General features: G+C 40.3%; 8 protein-coding genes, 3 tRNA genes, 2 pseudogenes and 1 riboswitch. Of the genes and pseudogenes, 4 read left to right on the forward strand and 9 right to left on the reverse strand.

Going from position 1 to position 18687, the window contains the following annotated elements; translation table 11 throughout:
* Nucleotides 1-102: 102 nt before the first annotated feature.
* The gene (locus A6J77_RS03435) at nucleotides 103-1338 is read right to left on the reverse strand and encodes an RNA-guided endonuclease TnpB family protein (RefSeq protein ID WP_083068235.1); all 1236 of its coding nucleotides are present in this window, start codon (nucleotides 1336-1338) and stop codon (nucleotides 103-105) included.
* Between the two features lie 368 nt (nucleotides 1339-1706).
* A riboswitch (SMK box riboswitch) is annotated at nucleotides 1707-1795 on the forward strand.
* Between A6J77_RS03435 and metK the strand changes: the two genes are divergently transcribed.
* Nucleotides 1793-2968: a methionine adenosyltransferase gene (metK, locus tag A6J77_RS03440; protein ID WP_083068237.1), complete on the forward strand. Its 1176-nt coding sequence runs from the start codon at nucleotides 1793-1795 to the stop codon at nucleotides 2966-2968. It overlaps the preceding riboswitch by 3 nt.
* Before the next feature lie 221 nt (nucleotides 2969-3189).
* On the opposite strand, the gene A6J77_RS03445 is transcribed toward metK, so the two are convergent.
* The 3 genes from A6J77_RS03445 to A6J77_RS03455 all read right to left on the reverse strand — a co-directional run bounded on the left by A6J77_RS03445 (nucleotide 3190) and on the right by A6J77_RS03455 (nucleotide 3437).
* Nucleotides 3190-3262: transfer RNA gene (locus A6J77_RS03445), tRNA-Thr, on the reverse strand.
* Nucleotides 3263-3287: 25 nt separating this feature from the next.
* Nucleotides 3288-3360 (reverse strand) — tRNA-Lys (locus A6J77_RS03450).
* Between the two features lies 1 nt (nucleotide 3361).
* Nucleotides 3362-3437: transfer RNA gene (locus tag A6J77_RS03455), tRNA-Val, on the reverse strand.
* A 156-nt stretch (nucleotides 3438-3593) separates the two neighbouring features.
* Between A6J77_RS03455 and A6J77_RS03460 the strand changes: the two genes are divergently transcribed.
* Nucleotides 3594-4310: a prepilin peptidase gene (locus A6J77_RS03460; RefSeq protein ID WP_083068239.1), complete on the forward strand. Its 717-nt coding sequence runs from the start codon at nucleotides 3594-3596 to the stop codon at nucleotides 4308-4310.
* Between the two features lie 31 nt (nucleotides 4311-4341).
* On the forward strand, nucleotides 4342-5142 hold the full coding sequence (locus A6J77_RS03465) for a hypothetical protein (protein WP_083068246.1): 801 nt from the start codon (nucleotides 4342-4344) through the stop codon (nucleotides 5140-5142).
* A gap of 102 nt (nucleotides 5143-5244) precedes the next feature.
* On the opposite strand, the gene rpoC is transcribed toward A6J77_RS03465, so the two are convergent.
* Nucleotides 5245-8901, reverse strand: coding sequence for a DNA-directed RNA polymerase subunit beta' (gene rpoC, locus A6J77_RS03470; protein ID WP_083068248.1), 3657 nt, complete (start codon nucleotides 8899-8901; stop codon nucleotides 5245-5247).
* A 148-nt stretch (nucleotides 8902-9049) separates the two neighbouring features.
* Nucleotides 9050-12515: pseudogene (gene rpoB, locus A6J77_RS03475) on the reverse strand (DNA-directed RNA polymerase subunit beta); the annotation flags it as partial.
* 446 nt (nucleotides 12516-12961) lie between these two features.
* Here rpoB and A6J77_RS03480 point away from each other — a divergent pair.
* A complete protein-coding gene (locus A6J77_RS03480) occupies nucleotides 12962-14326 on the forward strand; it encodes an FAD-dependent oxidoreductase (protein WP_083068251.1) in 1365 nt (454 codons plus the stop codon).
* Between the two features lie 244 nt (nucleotides 14327-14570).
* Here A6J77_RS03480 and A6J77_RS03485 read toward each other — a convergent pair whose 3' ends face one another.
* The 3 genes and pseudogenes from A6J77_RS03485 to A6J77_RS03500 form a co-directional block, all read right to left on the reverse strand.
* Complete coding sequence (locus A6J77_RS03485; RefSeq protein ID WP_083068253.1) at nucleotides 14571-15440, reverse strand: glycine betaine ABC transporter substrate-binding protein; 870 nt, start codon at nucleotides 15438-15440, stop codon at nucleotides 14571-14573.
* A 164-nt stretch (nucleotides 15441-15604) separates the two neighbouring features.
* Nucleotides 15605-17366, reverse strand: a pseudogene (locus tag A6J77_RS09405) (ABC transporter permease/substrate binding protein).
* A gap of 7 nt (nucleotides 17367-17373) precedes the next feature.
* On the reverse strand, nucleotides 17374-18618 hold the full coding sequence (locus tag A6J77_RS03500; protein ID WP_016897314.1) for a quaternary amine ABC transporter ATP-binding protein: 1245 nt from the start codon (nucleotides 18616-18618) through the stop codon (nucleotides 17374-17376).
* Nucleotides 18619-18687 lie beyond the last annotated feature (69 nt).

The raw sequence follows: 18687 nt of genomic DNA on the forward strand, positions 1-18687 counted from the left end.
AAACGATATAATATCTCCAACCGTTTAAAGACACTAAGGGATGGTTGACTGGCACCCCATCAGTAAGCGGTCTGTAGACACTTACCGAATATTGTTTTACGTTTAATAATTTTGTATTGGCACAACTTTTTCAAACCGCGGGTTTTTCTCACTCGACAGATATCGGTGACCCAATTCTTGAATATTGATAGCTGCCACACGGTCATCATTTGATTGATACCCACAATTCTGACAAGTAAACAAGTGCTTACCTTGTTGTCTATTAGCTTTATCAATTGATTCGCATTTCGGACAACGTTGGGACGTAAATTGTGCGGATACTTTTAAAACTTGCGAACCACTTTCTAAAGCTTTGTACATTAACTTTTCTTCAAAATCGAAGAATCGCCAAGAATGGTGTTCATACCGTGCATCTTGCTTACGGTGGTGAGTCGTGTTAAAAGTAACGTTCGTAAGATCTTCCACCACAAACAAGGTATTGGCCCCGTATCGGTCAACGAGTGTCTTTGATAATTGATGGTTCACATCATTCATCCAGCGGTTCTCTCGTCTTTCAATTGTTTTAAGGCGTCTACGACTTGATTTGGTGTTCTTCGCTTGTAAGGACTGGCGCAATTTCTTAAAACGCCGTCTTTTCTTAATCAAGCTTTTACCCGAATAGAAGGTAGTATGAGCTGTATCATCCGCAATAGTTAGTATCTGTCTTAAACCACGGTCAATGCCTACAATACGTTGAATATTAGTTTCATCTGGGCTGTCTATCTCTTTACTTGCGGACACGTGTAAGAACCACTTACCCTTACGACAGAGTAATTCAGCTTGACCGAACTTGTAAGCATTCTGGCTAAATTGTTGAAGATAATCGATATGTTGCTTATCACAAGACACTTTAATTCGTCCTTGATTGGTCGTCAGTGAATAGGTATTGTTTTGGTGATAAGCGTAGTTACGATTACGTACGAACACAGCTACTGGTTGCTTAAACCCTAGGGGTTTCGTTAAATGGTAAAGGTCTTTATATAGCGTATGATATTTACCTGTATGGATATCTTTATAACGCTTAGGTTTTTGTTTAAACTGTGTTTTCACGGTCTTATATCTCGCGATTACCGTACGCATCACGGACTGGGCCATTTGCGATTGCAGCCCAAAATCCTGACGTATCTGATGATACAAGGCGTTGTGCAAAGTCGTTTGACCTAATTCAAAGTCATGGTCAAAGATATATGTCGAAACAAAATTACAAGCGTTTAAAAACTGTTGTTGGGTTTCTTCGAACTTTTCAATATCACTAGCACTTGGGTATAATTGCACTTTAATCGTTTTCGTTAACTGCATCTTATCACCTCTTTTCTCTTAAAATACATTATACTATCTATTTAGAGAAAACATAAACGATAACCTAGTAAAATCAACAAAAAGAGGGGCTGGGACAAAAGGTCTCTCAAAAAAATACACTCCCAAAACTATGAACTTTTTTGTTCAGTAGTGGGAGTGTATTTTTCTATATCTTTATAAAAATAAACGAAAGTGGGACTACTTTTTTCGCAAAAGTAGTTTTGTCCCAGCCTCTTGTAAATGAAACTATAGTAAGGCAATTAATGCAGGGTTATCTTAATCTTAAAAATAGTCTATAAAAACTTATCAGAAAATTGAAAATACCGCCATTTTCCCGTTACTATTCCCTTCATATCATGTATAATGGGGGACGTTACAATAAATTCTTCCCGATAGGGTTTGCTTAGGCAAAAATTCCTTGTAACCATAAAATTTATATTTTGGGGGAAACAACATGAATAAACGACTATTTACTTCTGAATCAGTCACAGAAGGACATCCAGATAAGGTTGCTGACCAAATTTCTGATGCCATTCTTGACGCGATTCTTGCACAAGACCCACAAGCTCGTGTCGCTTGCGAAACTGCCGTCAATACAGGACTTGTCCTAGTATTCGGTGAGGTAACAACTAGCGCATATGTGGATATCCAAAAAATCGTTCGCAATACCGTTCGTGAAATTGGTTATCGTGATGGAAAATTCGGATTTGACGCTGACTCCATCGCCGTATTGGTTTCACTAGATGAACAATCACCTGACATCGCACAAGGTGTAGATGATGCTATTGAGACTCGGGAAAAGGGTGAAGTGGACAACAAGTTGATTGGTGCCGGAGACCAAGGGATTATGTTCGGTTACGCTACGGACGAGACACCAGAGTTAATGCCAATGCCAATTGCTTTAAGTCACCGCCTATCTCGTCGACTAGCTGAAGTCCGTAAAAGTGGTGAATTAAACTACTTAGGTCCAGATGGTAAGACTCAGGTAACCATCGAATATGATGACAACAACCAACCACAACGCATTGATACCATCGTCATTTCAACACAACATACTGAAGGTATTGAACTAGACCAAATCCGCCAAGACGTGATTAAACACGTTGTTGAGCCAACTATGCCTGAAAACTGGTTAGATGAAAACACGCGTTACTTCATCAACCCAACTGGTAAGTTTGTATCCGGTGGTCCTGAAGCCGATTCAGGTTTAACTGGTCGTAAAATTATCGTCGACACTTATGGTGGATCTGCTCACCACGGTGGTGGGGCCTTCTCAGGTAAAGATGCTACTAAAGTTGACCGGTCTGCTTCATATGCGGCTCGCTATATTGCTAAAAACTTGGTTGCAGCTGGCTTAGCGCGTAAAGTTGAAATCCAATTAGCCTATGCCATTGGGGTTGCAGAACCTGTATCTATTTCAATTGATACATTCAATACTAGCGCATTATCAGAAACTGATTTAGTAGGCCTAGTACGCAATAACTTCGATTTAACACCAAATGGTATTATCGACATGCTATCACTACGCCAACCAATCTTCAGTAAAACTGCTGCATATGGCCATTTTGGTCGAGATGACCAAGATTTTGCTTGGGAAAAAACAGATAAGGTCGACAGTTTGAAGCAATAAAGTGGGCTCTTCGTCAAATAGGACTGATGAGTATTAATCGCCAGGTAATTTTTAGATTGCCTGGTTTTTTATATACTCTTTTCCATTATTCATTTTCATCTTTATACTGGTTCTATAATAAATGGTGTTGGTGAGAATTCATATTGAATCTCATTGACACTATTTATTATAGAACCCCAAAAAAACTCCTCCATCTTTCGATGAAGGAGTTTTTCTATATATGCCGGCTAAAGGACTTGAACCCTCGACCCTCTGATTACAAATCAGATGCTCTACCAACTGAGCTAAGCCGGCAAATATTTTTTATTCAAAATGAATATGACCCGTGTAGGATTCGAACCTACGACCCACTGATTAAAAGTCAGTTGCTCTACCGACTGAGCTAACGAGTCATGGTGGAGAATGAGGGGCTCGAACCCCCGACATCCTGCTTGTAAGGCAGACGCTCTCCCAGCTGAGCTAATTCTCCGTAAATATTTCAATTGGTTATCTGTCAAAGACAACTATTAAATAATACCATCTGATTTAGACACTGTCAACACAATTTCCATAAAAATTTTATTTTTCGTCATTTTTTAGCACATCGGCAGAAAAAATACGTATATAAAACATATGGAGGTTGAAAATGATATTGTTTGTTTATTATAGCATTTTATTGGTCCTTTTTGCTAGTCTTGCTTCGTTTTTTATGGTGGTCGGTTCAAGAACAGTCTTTGGACAATCCTTTATCCACGGTCGTTCCAAATGCGATAATTGCCAAGTCACGCTTTCACCCTTAGCCTTGATACCAATCATCGGTTACGGACTATCAGTAGGTAAATGCCAGACTTGCCACCACTCAATACCTTTTATTTATCCATTCTGTGAAGGCTTTTTCGCTATATTTTCCTTCTTGTTTTTTCTAAACCACCCGACTGAAACGGCTATTCTTCTCTGCATGATTTTCGCCATCCTACTCATTATGACCAGTGCCGATCTGGCTTTACAAATCATACCAGACCGATTTCAAGTCATATTATTATTAGTTGTTATTTATTATCTTTACCGACACCCGAACCTAGCATACTTAACCCATGTTACCTTTTCCTTGCTGGTCCTCACCACTTTAATCACCTGCAATCACCTACTTCATCAAGGTATAGGTGGTGGTGACATTAAAACACTGGCAGTCTTAGCTCTAATGCTCGGTCCCTTAACCTTCTCATATCTTCTGTTGATTGCTAGTGGTCTAGCCCTCTGTCACATCTGTTATGTGAAAATAAAAAATGTAAACCCGCCGACTGGTCTGCCATTTATCCCTTACTTATTCTTTGCCTATCCCATCGTCTTCTATATACTGTAATTAGCAAAGTATAGAATGTGAGGGAGAGAATTTGCAAATTCAACACACTTTCATCCAAGGTAAATATGACCAGCCAGCTTTATGCGAGGACGCTCTTTTTACAAATGACCACTTCATCGCTGTTATAGACGGGGTAACGTCCAAGTCGAATTTCACCCATGAAGGCATGAAGACTGGCAAAATAGCGTCCAATATCATCCAGGATTTCTTAGCCACATTAGATCCACAAGCATCTATCGAAACGGTTATTTCAGGTGTTAACCAATCTTTTGAGGACAAGTTTTATACACATGTGGATTTCCCGCTAGACCGAATCGAACATGGTCCTCAAGCTGCTATGGCTTTCTATTCTGATTTCCACAAGTGTATCTACCTAATTGGGGATTGCCAAGCTAGTGTAAACGGGCAATTATATACCCAACCAAAGGCCTCTGATGATATTTTAAGCGCCTTCCGGTCGCTCATCTTGCATATCAACCCTAACCATCGCCAAGAGGCCAGAAATGCCATTATGCCCTATTTAATTTCCTCAAACACATTTGCCAACAAGGCTGAAACACGGTTTGGTTATTCGGTTTTAAACGGACAGGAAATCCCAAGCAACTTAATCACAACTATACCTGTTCAAGCTGGGGATGAAATTGTCCTAACATCAGATGGTTATCCAGATATTCGACCAACTTTTGAAGAAACTGAAACTTACCTGCAAGAAATTATTCACAATGATCCGAATTTAATTGACCAATTTATTTCTACAAAAGGCGTCAACCCTGACCAAGTCAGCTTTGATGACCGGTCTTATATTGCCTTCAAAGTAATGGCCCGGTCGTAAATTTCAAAATCTTCTCTCTATAAAACACAAAATCCCTAGACCAATTTGGCCTAGGGATTTTTTCTCGTCTGAATATTCATTTGTCGTTTCTACAATGGTGGATTAGTTTTCTTGAATACTTGAGTAGTCAATTTGGCTAATTTCAGTATCTTCATCTGCTTCTTCGCCGTAGATTAGTTGTTGCGTGTCACCGATTTTTTTCGGTTCCATTTCACGGTAACGAGCCATACCTGTACCTGCAGGGATGATCTTACCGATAATAACGTTCTCTTTCAATCCAAGTAAGTGGTCTTCTTTACCACGGATAGCCGCGTCAGTTAAGACTTTAGTTGTTTCTTGGAATGAGGCTGCAGATAGGAAACTGTTAGTTTCTAAGGCTGCCTTAGTGATACCTAATAATACTGGACGCGCTGTTGCAGGTAGTTCACCTGAACGAATTGCTTCCGTATTGGCATCTGTAAAGTCTGCAGTATCCATTAACTTACCTGGTAACAAGTCTGTTGAACCTGGGTCAAGGACACGTACTTTACGTAGCATTTGACGAACCATAACCTCCACGTGTTTATCATTGATGTCTACCCCTTGAGAGCGGTATACACGTTGAACTTCATCTAACATGTATGTTTCAGCAGTTAGTGTGTTTGTTACACGTAGTAAGTCTTTAGGATCGATTGAACCTTCTGTTAATTGTTGTCCACGGTGAACAGTATCGCCTTCAGCAACGCTCATACGCGCTGTATAAGGTACTTTATACTCACGAGAGTCTGTCATACCTTTAACAAATACTGTCTTCGTACGGCTTGCTTCGTCTTCTTCGATTGCTTCAATTTCTCCAGCAACCTCAGTAATCACGGCACGACCTTTTGGATGACGTGCTTCAACAATCTCTTGGATACGAGGAAGACCTTGAGTGATGTCATCACCGGCAACCCCACCAGTATGGAATGTACGCATTGTTAACTGTGTACCTGGCTCACCGATAGATTGTGCAGCAATTGTACCAACTGCTTCCCCTACTTCAACCTCTTGGTTAGTAGATAGGTCGCGTCCGTAACAATGTTTACATACACCGTGACGAGTGTTACATGTGAAGGCTGAACGAATCGTTACTTGCTCAATACCAGCTTCAACGATGCGGCGAGCAGTTTGTTCGTCGATTAATTCGTTGTGATGCGCAATAATTTCGCCAGTTTCTGGATGACGTACTTCTTTTTGTAAGTAACGGCCAGTCACACGTTCTTCAAGTGTTTCAATCACTTCGTTACCATTCTTGATTGCTTCAATCGCTAAACCACGGTCAGTGCCACAGTCTGCTTCACGAATGATGACATCTTGGGCAACGTCAACAAGACGACGAGTCAAGTAACCTGAATCGGCTGTCTTAAGGGCCGTATCGGTCATACCTTTACGGGCACCGTGAGTCGAGATAAACATTTCTTGTACGGTCAAACCTTCACGGAAGTTAGACAAGATAGGTAACTCGATGATCTTACCGTTAGGTCCAGCCATCAAACCACGCATACCAGCAAGTTGGGTAAAGTTAGAAATGTTACCACGGGCGCCTGAATCGGACATGATGAAGAATGGGTTATCTTGATCAAGTGAGTTCATTAGGGCGATTTGGATTTCATCTTTTACTTTGTTCCAAGTGTCGATAACTTGGTCATAACGTTCGTCGTCTGTAATCAAACCACGACGGTACTGTTTTGTAATCTTGTCAACACGGTCATGTCCTTTTTGGATAGACGCCGCTTTTGATTCTAGGTTTGTAATATCTGCCACACCTACGGTAATACCTGAACGTGTAGAGTGTTTGAAACCTAAGTCTTTCATTTTATCCAAGATAATTGAAGTTTCAGTAATCTTAGATACTTTAAATACTTGTGCGATGATACGCGCTAAGTATTTTTTCTTGAATGGTGAAACCATATCTTGACGACTGATGAACTCTTTTACGTCTGTACCTGGTTCCATGATGAACTTGTCAGATAGAGATGATTCTAAGTTTTCAGTTGTTGGTTCGTTGATGTATGGGAACTCTTCAGGCATTACCTCGTTAAAGAATAATTTACCGATAGTTGTCACCATCAATTTACCTTTTTGGTTTTCAGTCCAAGGTTTTTTAGGTAGTGCATCTGTTGGGAAGGCAACTCGTGTATGTAATTGCACGTAACCGTTAGTGTAGGCGATATGCGCTTCATTAATAGAAGACATTAACATACCCTCACCCATTACTTCAGGTTCTTCCATTGTTAGGTAGTAGTTACCTAAGACCATATCTTGAGACGGTGTAACAACTGGTTGACCATCTTTAGGGTTCAAGATATGCGTAGCAGCTAGCATTAATAAACGCGCCTCTGCTTGCGCTTCTTCACCTAATGGTAAATGGACGGCCATTTGGTCACCATCAAAGTCGGCATTGTAAGCTTCACACACAAGGGGGTGAAGACGGATTGCTTTACCTTCAACCAATACCGGTTCAAAGGCTTGGATACCTAAACGGTGTAAGGTAGGTGCGCGGTTCAATAGAACCGGATGTTCACGAATGATTTCGCCTAAAACGTCCCAAACATCTTCATCGTGATGTTCGATTTTACGTTTTGCATGTTTCACGTTGATTGCCATATCGCGGGCAACTAATTCACGCATTAAGAATGGTTTGAATAATTCAAGGGCCATTTCTTTTGGTAAACCAGCTTGGTACATCTTCAATGAAGGACCAACAACGATTACTGAACGACCAGAGTAGTCAACACGTTTTCCAAGTAAGTTTTGACGGAAACGTCCTTGCTTCCCTTTAAGCATGTGTGACAATGATTTCAATGGACGGTTACCTGGACCAGTAACTGGACGACCACGACGACCGTTATCGAATAGCGCATCAACCGCTTCTTGTAACATACGTTTTTCATTTTGCACGATAATATTTGGTGCATTTAAGTCTAATAGACGTTTCAAACGGTTGTTACGGTTGATTACACGACGGTACAAGTCGTTCAAGTCAGACGTAGCGAAACGGCCACCATCTAATTGAACCATTGGGCGTAATTCTGGTGGGATAACTGGAATAACATCCATTACCATCCACGCAGGATCGTTACCTGATTTACGGAAAGCATCTAAAACGTCTAAACGACGAATTGCACGTGTACGTTTTTGACCTTTAGCTGTTTTCAATTCTTCTTTTAATTCAATAACTTCGCTATCAATTTGAACTTGTGATAACAAGGTCTTGATGGCATCAGCACCCATTGCTGCTTTAAAACCTTCGCCGTACTCGCGTTTGTTGTCGCGGTACTCTTTTTCAGATAACAATTGTTTGTAATCTAATGGCGTATCACCAGCATCTGTTACAACGTAAGATGCGAAGTAGATAACTTCTTCAAGCGAACGTGGGCTCATGTCTAACATCAAGCCCATACGAGATGGGATACCTTTGAAGTACCAAATATGTGTTACAGGTGTCGCTAATTCAATGTGACCCATACGTTCACGACGTACTTTAGAACGTGTAACTTCAACGCCACAACGGTCACAGACAACACCAGCATAGCGAATGCCCTTGTATTTACCACAAGAACATTCCCAGTCTTTAGAAGGTCCAAAGATTCTTTCATCGAATAGACCTTCTTTTTCTGATTTAAGTGTACGGTAGTTGATGGTTTCGGGTTTCTTAACCTCACCGTAAGACCATGATCTGATCTTGTCTGGTGAAGCTAACCCGATACGCATGCTTTCAAATCTATTTACATCTACCAAGGGGCCAACCTCCCTTATCTAATTTGCCCAAATTATTCGTTTACTTGTTTTTGTGCAGTGATTTCACTTGCTTGTGATTCAACAGTTGCATCTGCATCAACTGCATTTTCTTTGTTTTCTTGATCTTTTTTAGGGAAGCCCGGTGTTACTTCATCCATGTCGCGTAAATCTACTGCTTTCTTATCAGAGTCTAATACTTCAATGTCTAGACCTAATGATTGCAACTCTTTAACTAATACACGGAATGATTCAGGTACACCTGGTTTTGGAATTGGTTCACCTTTAACGATAGCTTCGTATGTTTGTACACGTCCTACAACGTCATCTGACTTGTAAGTCAAGATTTCTTGTAATGTGTATGCCGCACCATATGCTTCTAGTGCCCAAACCTCCATCTCACCGAAACGTTGTCCACCAAATTGTGCTTTACCACCCAAAGGTTGTTGTGTAACAAGTGAGTAAGGACCTGTTGAACGCGCATGTAATTTGTCGTCGACCATGTGAGACAGTTTCAAGTAGTACATTACCCCTACAGAAACGCGGTTGTCGAATGGTTCACCGGTACGACCATCGTAAAGAACAGTTTTAGCGTCGCTTGCCATACCTGCTTCTTTGATTGTTTCCCATACGTCTTCTTCGTTGGCACCGTCAAATACTGGTGTTGCAATGTGGATGCCCATTTCGCGTGCGGCCATACCTAAATGCAACTCTAATACTTGTCCGATGTTCATACGAGAAGGTACCCCTAGAGGGTTCAACATGATATCAACTGGTGTTCCGTCAGGCATGTAAGGCATGTCTTCTTGAGGTAAAATACGAGACACAACCCCTTTGTTACCATGACGTCCGGCCATTTTATCCCCAACTTGGATCTTACGTTTTTGGATAATGTAAACACGGACTAACATAGAAACACCTGGTGATAATTCGTCGCCGTTTTCACGGTAGAATACTTTCACGTCGTTAACGATACCGCCGCCACCATGTGGAACGCGTAATGATGTATCACGAACTTCACGTGCTTTTTCACCGAAGATAGCGTGTAATAAGTGCTCTTCTGCTGATAATTCAGTTACACCTTTAGGCGTTACTTTACCAACTAAGATGTCACCATCTTTAACTTCAGCACCGATACGAATAATTCCGCGTTCGTCAAGGTTACGTAATGAATCTTCACCAACGTTAGGAATTTCACGTGTGATTTCTTCAGGTCCTAATTTAGTGTCACGCGCTTCAGATTCTAATTCATCGATATGAATAGAAGTGTAGACATCGTCTTTCACTAAGCGTTCAGACATGATAACCGCATCCTCGTAGTTATAGCCGTCCCAAGTCATGAAGGCGATTAATGGGTTTTGGCCTAAAGCCATTTCCCCTTTTTCCATTGAAGGTCCGTTAGCTAGGATTTCGCCAGCTGTAACAGATTCGCCAATAGTCACGTTAGGTGTTTGGTTGTAAGATGCTGAGGCATTTGAACGGTGGTATTTGATTAATGGGTACTTATCTAAAGCACCATCTTCACGGCGTACACGGATTTCACGTGCATCAACGTATTCAACAACACCATCAAATTGGGCAATGACTGCTGCACCGGAGTCAGCTGCAGCTTTATGTTCCATACCAGTACCAACTAGTGGTGCATGTGGTTGTAACAATGGCACAGCTTGACGTTGCATGTTGGCACCCATCAAGGCACGGTTAGAGTCATCGTTTTCTAAGAAAGGAATTGAAGCTGTTGCAACAGATACTACCTGTTTAGGTGAAACGTCCATGTAGTCTACACGTTCAGGTTTCACTTCGATATTTTCTTCAACGTAACGAGCCATAACAACTTCTTCTGCGAATGAACCGTCCTCATTTAAGATAGAGTTACCTTGGGCGATAACGAAATTATCTTCTTCGTCAGCTGTTAAGTAGTCGATACGGTCTGTTACTTTATGTGTGTTCCAGTCAACACGACGGTACGGTGTTTCAATGAAACCAAATTCATTGATTTTCGCATATGACGCCAAGTTGTTGATCAACCCGATGTTAGGTCCCTCAGGTGTTTCGATTGGACACATACGACCATAGTGAGAGTAGTGAACGTCACGAACTTCGTATCCGGCACGGTCACGAGTCAAACCACCAGGTCCTAAGGCAGATAGACGACGTTTGTGCGTCAACTCACCTAATGGGTTGGTTTGGTCCATGAATTGAGACAATTGAGAAGAACCGAAGAACTCTTTAATTGACGCAACGACTGGACGAATGTTGATTAATTGTTGTGGCGTTACTTTTTCAATGTCTTGGATAGACATACGTTCACGTACAACACGTTCCATACGAGATAAACCGATACGGAATTGGTTTTGTAATAATTCACCAACTGAACGGATACGACGGTTACCTAAATGGTCGATGTCGTCTGTTTTACCAATACCTTCATATAAACCTAAGAAGTAGTTTAATGAAGCTAACACGTCAGCAATTGTTAAGGCTCGAGCTTCTTTACCTGGGCTCGCGTTACCAATAACGTTGATTACACGGTCAGCATCTTTAGGTGCTTGGATTTTAACGATTTGTAAATCAACAGGTTCTGTTAGGACAGCATCGTCATTTGGATACAATGTTGTCACGTTTAAACCATTTTCAAAATATGGCTCTAATTTGTCCATGATTTCGCGGTTTAATTCAGTACCTTTATCTGCTAAGATTTCACCAGTTTCTGGGTCAACCAAAGTTTCAGCCAAGATTTGGTTGAATAAGCGGTTTTTGATATCTAATTTTTTGTTTACTTTGTAACGACCAACAGCTGCTAAGTCATAGCGACGTGGGTCAAAGAAACGAGCAGTTAGTAGGTTACGAGATGAGTCTGCAGTCTTTGGTTCACCTGGACGTAGACGTTCGTAAATTTCTTTTAAGGCTTCTTCTGTACGAGAATCAGATAAGTCTTTGTGGACATCTTTTTCTAAAGTTAATTCTAATGTTTCGCTTTCTCCGAAGATTTCACGAATTTGGTCATCAGAAGAGAAACCTAATGCACGCATCAATACTGACATTGGCACTTTACGTGTACGGTCAATACGTACATAAGAGATGTTTTTCGCATCTGTTTCCATTTCTAACCATGCACCACGGTTAGGGATTACAGTGGTACCAAAAGATTGGCGACCATTTTTATCTAATTTGTCGTGGAAGTAGACACCTGGAGAACGCACTAACTGAGAAACGATTACACGTTCCGCACCGTTGATGATAAACGTACCACCATCAGTCATTAGTGGGAAATCACCGAAGAACACTTCTTGATCCTTGATTTCACCAGTTTCTTTGTTCATTAAGCGCAATTTAACATAAATTGGCGCTGAGTAGTTTGTGTCATGTGCACGCGCTTCTGCTAAGTTGTATTTAGCTTCTTTAAATGAATAATCAACAAATTCTAAGGCTAATTTACCAGCATGATCTTCAATAGGAGAAATGTCCTCAAACATTTCTTTCATCCCTTGATCCAAGAACCATTTGTATGAGTCCGTTTGGATTTCAATCAAGTTTGGCAATTCTAGCACTTCATTAATACGTGAGTAACTGCGGCGAACGCGATGTTTACCGAAATTGACATTATGCCCAGTCATTAAAAGCCACCTCTCCGAAATTTAAACTGTTAGAATTTAATGAGAATTTGCTAAGAAATTACCCATTAAGGCCTTTTTACCCTAAAAAAGGGCAAAAAAATAACAAAAGATTATTTGACTTTCCTGTCATTACCTTTTGTTTTCGCCTAGAAACGCGTCCGGACAATATTTCGGAACGTTCCAATCCAATTAATAATATACAGATTTCATTATACACCTTTCCTATAAATTGTCAATCATTTTTGCTAGTTAAATGTTAGCTATCCTGGTCTATGGAAATGGAGCCGAAATATATGTTATTTGTATACTTTTGTACATAATTGTTCCTAAAAGTAAGAAAAATTGTCAAATATGCAAATTTTCGATTTTTTTCACAATTAGTTGTATAATGTATGATGTAAGCAGGCGGTGCTTACGACAAACATTGACCTTTGGAGGTAATACGAATGAAATACGTTATAGTAGGAACTTCACATGCTGGTTTTGAAGCTGTGCAAACTCTATTGAAAAAAGACTCAGATGCAGAAATCGTTGTATTTGAAGCTGGATCAACCGCTTCTTTCTTGTCATGTGGTATTCAGTCCTATCTAGAAGACATTGCAAAATCTTTGGATGAATTACACTACGCAAATGAAGCATCTTATAAAGAACAAGGCGTTGACATCCGCATGAACACAAGCGTTATTGCCATCAACCCTGATACTAAGGAAATCACTACACGAAATGCTAATGGTGAAGAAGCAACAGAAAGTTATGACAAATTATTACTTTCTCCAGGTGGCGTGCCAGGAACTATCCCTAATGTAGATGACCAACACGAAAACATCTTCTACTTACGTGGTAGAAACTGGGCAGATAAAGTGAAAAACCGTATGGCATCAGCTAAAAAAGCCGTTGTTGTTGGTGCAGGATACATCGGTATCGAAGTAGCAGTTGCTTATGCACAAGCTGGTATTGATGTTACAGTTGTTGACTTCGTAGACTCAATCTTACCAACTTATCTTGACAGTGAATTCACTGATCTTCTAACAAAACATATGGAAGACAAAGGTATGAAGATTAAAACTGGCGAAGGCGTGAAAGAATTTAAAGTTAACGAAAACAACGAAGTAACTGCTGTTGTAACAGATAAAGGAACTTACGAAGCCGATACAGTTGTTATCAGTGTTGGTGTTCGTCCAAATACACAATGGTTGAAAGACACGTTAACCCTTGATGGTCGTGGCTTTATTGAAGTCAATGAGCACATGGAAACTTCAGTTAAAGATGTTTACGCTGCCGGTGATGCAACTGCCATTCCTTTTGCACCAACAAACGAGAAAGCTTACATTGCTTTAGCAACTAATGCTCGTCGCCAAGGTGTCATCATGGCTCGTCACGCAAGTGGTGATACAGACGCTAAAATTGGTCGCGTAAACGGTACATCAGGTCTTGCTGTATTTGACTACAAATTCGCAACTACTGGTATCAAAGATGCTAACGCTAGCTCATACAAGGGCAACGTGAAATCTGTTTACAAAGAAGACTTAATCCGTCCTTCATTTATGCATGACGAAGAAAAAGTATTAATGAAACTTCACTATGATGCAGATAACGGTCGCGTATTAGGTGCTCAATTAATGTCAACTTACGACATTCTTCAAGCTATTAATGCTGTATCTGTTGCGATTGAAGCTGAATGGACTGTAGACCAATTAGCACAAGCTGATTTCTTCTTCCAACCAGAATTCAACCGTCCTTGGAACTTCTTAAATGTCCTAGCGCAAGAAGCACAAGGTCAACCTTACGGCGCAGACACAATGATTTTCTAATCCAAACGAAAACCACTTTTTCACCACAGATATATAACATTCTTTATAACAAATAAAAGACAGGCGGTAGACTCTCATTTAATCTACTCGCCTGTCTTTTCTTCTATTATGTAGCTCATGATATCCGGTTCCAAAAGTCAAACGCTTCCGATACTTCTCTAAATACGCCAATTACTTAACAGTAATTGTTCGCCTTTTGGTCCAGCGCGTCGAATCTTAGCGACTTTTGTCATACCTCTAATTTTTACTCTAACCAACCATCAACGGTTTCACGATTGGCTTCGATCCAATTATCTGCTGCTTCTTCTGGTTCTACATCTGTCGCTAATTCTTCCATAACAGAAGACATATCTTCAACTTCCCAGTAGAAGTTATCAATAATCTTATAGGCTTCTGGATTATCTTCCTTTAGCCCTTCTCTTGCGTATGAATGAATTTCCTCGTAGCCACCAAAGACATTTTCTGGATCGTCAAGCATCTTAAGATCATAATCCATGAACATCCAATGTGGCTTCCAACCAACCACAACTATATCCTCTTCATTATTGATAGCTTGCTCTAATTCAGCAATCATTGCACCTGTTGAACTCACAGAAACCTCCCAATCGGATAGATTGTCATACTCCTTAACAGCATTTTGGGCACTGTTGGTAACACCTGCCCCTGGTTCAATTGCTGTAATAGTCGAGTCATTTTCATCCGTGAGGTCGGTAATCGAATTGATATCTTCCATATATGCTGGAACAGTTAATGCTGAAATAGCACCTTCTAGGTTAGCCCCTAAATCAACCATCGAGTCACCATATTTCTCTGCATAGGCCTGGTGCGTTGTAGGCACCCAACCGCCGACCATAGCATCCGACTGTCCTTCAGCAACCGAACTAAACATGATGGCTGGGTCTACTGTTGTAATTTGTACGTTGAATCCTGCTTCTTTTAGCACCTGTGCCAGGACATTTGTTGAAGCTATTTCAGACTCCCAATTCACAGTTGCTAGAGTCACTGTTTGGCCACCAGAATCAGAACCTACAGTCGTTTTATACGAATCTTCACTGCCAAAGGTAAATAATAACCCAACAATAATTGCTACGACTAAACTAATTTTCTTAAACATTTTTACACTCCCGAAAATAATCTTCCTTAGTTACAAATGTTCGACTGCTTACTTTTTATAAAAAAAAACAGGAGGGGCTATTAGTGCCTCACTCCTGTTATAAGCTCGTTGAGACGTTACTGTTCATTAATTATCACGAACAGCATTGTCAAGCTTTTATTCAATTATTCTTCAACAGCCAACCATTGATCAACTGTTTCTTGGTTCTCTTCAATCCATGCTTGGGCTGCAGATTGCGGATCTGTACCATTGTTAATCTCTGACATTACAGACTCCATATCTGCAACTTCCCAGTGGAAATTGTCTAAGATTTGGTAAGCTTCTGGCATGTCTTCTTCTAATCCTTGGCGAACCATTGTATTGATTGTTTCACCGTCTCCAAAGACCCCTTCAGTATCTTCTAGATATTTCAAGTCGTACTCTTGGAACATCCAGTGTGGTGACCAACCGGTAATAACGATTTCTTTTTCATTCGCAATAGATGTCCCTAATTCAGTGGTCATCGCACCTGAAGATGATGTTTGAACTGTCCAATCACTTAGGTTGCTGTATGTACCTACTGCATTTTCTGCAGCCGCTACAACACCCGCACCAGGTTCAATACCTGTAATGGTTTTATTGGCTTGATCACTAAGGTCTTCGATTGAATTAACATCTTCCATGTAAGTTGGTACGGTTAAACCTGTAATCGCACCCTCTAAGTTTGGACCTAAGTCCTCCATTTGATCACCGTATTGTTCATATTGAGGTGCGTGCGTATTTGGTAACCAAGCACCAACCATCGCATCGGCTTCATTTGACGCAACTGATGACCACATAATGGCATTATCTAATGGCGTAGTTTCTACTGTATAGCCTGCTTGACGTAAAACTTCTGCGATAACATTTGTAGAAGCAATTTCAGTATCCCATGTTACGTAAGATAAATTAATGTTTCCTTTAGTTCCAACAGAAATAAGGTTAAAAGCATTTGAACTGTAAGCATCTGCACTCCCGAAAGTAAGAACTAATCCCAAGATTGCAATGACTGCAATCCAGATACCCTTAAGTTTCTTCTTCAAAATGGATTCTCCTTTCTTTAAATTAGCTATTCTTATCAGCTGTGAAACGGTTTGTTAAGCGGTCAATCAAGATTGCTAAGATAACAATTGCTAGACCTGACACAAATCCTGAACCTACTGAGGCACGTTGTAGAGCTGTTAATACTTGGCGACCTAGACCTGGTGCACCAATCATTGACGCTGTGACAACCATAGATAAAGCAAGCATAACTGTTTGGTTTACACCAGCCATAATTGTCGATTTTGCTAAAGGTAATTCTACTTTGAATAGTTTTTGTTTACCAGTTGAGCCAAAGGCATCTGCTGCTTCTACTAATTCAGTGGAAATTTGTTTGATACCTAACTCAGTAAATCGTACTGTTGGTGGTAATGCAAAAATAACTGACGCGAACGTTCCTGGTACGATACCAATACCGAAGAAAGCAACGGCTGGAATCAAGTATACAAAGGCAGGCATTGTTTGCATGAAGTCCAAGATAGGTTTTAGGATATTGTGTACAGTTTTATTTTTTGCAGACCAAATTCCTAAAGGAACACCGATAATAACCGAAACAAGACTTGATACAAGTACCAATGTTACTGTGTTCATTAATTCTGACCATAAACCTTGGTTTAAGATATAACCTAAACCGACCAAAGCAAAGGCAGATAATGACAGTTGCTTCTTATTCACAAAGTAAGCAATCACGGCCACAATTAGTATAAAGGCAAATGGGGGGATTATTAACAGTAAGTTAGTAATACCGTTCATAAAGGCTGAACCGCCATTTTGAATGGCACCAAAAAGTCCTGATAGAGTTACGGTTAACCAGTTTGTTGCTGCTTCAACCCAATCCGCCACTGGCAGTTTTGGGATGGGATACATAGCTAAATTAAACATTCAATTCTTCCTCCTCTTCAACTTCATTATCACCATTGTCATTTGCTAGACTATTGATAACCATCTTAGAGCTTACCATTCCTAATAAGTGGTTTTCCTCATCTACTACTGAAATTGGCATAAATGCATTACCCATCACATCATAAATATCATTAATAGATGTTTCTGGATGAACTGTTGGGTGGTCTGTACGAATAATAGATTCAACAGATAAGTATTGTTTATTTTGATTGCCTTTAATTATTTTGACAACATCAGTGTCACGAACGTAACCTAATAATTCACGTTTGTTATTTGTCACCATTAGGAAGCTGTAGTTTTCTTCTTCCATACGGTGTAGGGCCATTCTGGCACCATGCTTCTCGACATTTAATAAGAAGTTTGGACGTTCCATAGCATGCTCTGCAGTAAGGACTTTAGAACGGTCAACACTTTCAACAAACCGTTCAACGTAATCGTTAGCTGGATTCGTTAAGATTTCTTCACCAGTACCTACTTGAACGACTTCTCCGTCTTTCATTAAGGCGATACGGTCACCGATTCTTAAAGCTTCATCCAAGTCATGGGTAATGAAGACGATTGTTTTGTTTACACGTTCTTGTAAATCAACTAACTCATCTTGCATGTCACGACGGATTAATGGGTCAAGCGCTGAGAAGGCTTCATCCATTAATAGGATTTCTGGGTCATTTGCTAAGGCCCGTGCTAAACCAACACGTTGTTGCATACCACCAGATAATTGGTTTGGATATTGGTCTTTAAAAGTTAATAGACCAGAGTTTTCTAGTGCTTTTTCAGCAGCTTTTTGACGTTCTTCTTTGCTGACACCTTGAATCTCCAAACCAAATTCTGTATTTTCAAGAATTGTTTTATGTGGGAATAAGGCGAAGCTTTGGAATACCATACTCACTTTTTTACGTCTGATTTCACGCAATTCATCTTTATTAGCACCTGTCACGTCATCACCTAAAATTGTGATATTACCCGCTGTTGGTTCGATTAAACGGTTGATCATACGTAACATAGTTGATTTACCTGAACCAGATAATCCCATGATTACGAATGTTTCACCTTGCTTGATATCTAAACTGGCGTTGTCGACCCCGACTGTGGCACCTGTTTGTTGAACGATTTCTTCTTTAGACTTTCCTTCATTTAATAGTTTTTTCGCTTTCTCAGTTTGAGCGCGCGATCCATAAATTTTGGTTAAATTCTCAATTTTTACTGCTGTAGTCATCATAATCCTCCTTTATTTTGACACTTTGTTACAAAAAGCGACGTAACTCACCATATTACCGTAACATGC

It is taken from the genome of Aerococcus viridans, assembly GCF_002083135.2.
In the GTDB taxonomy this organism is placed as follows: Bacteria; Bacillota; Bacilli; order Lactobacillales; family Aerococcaceae; genus Aerococcus; species Aerococcus viridans_C.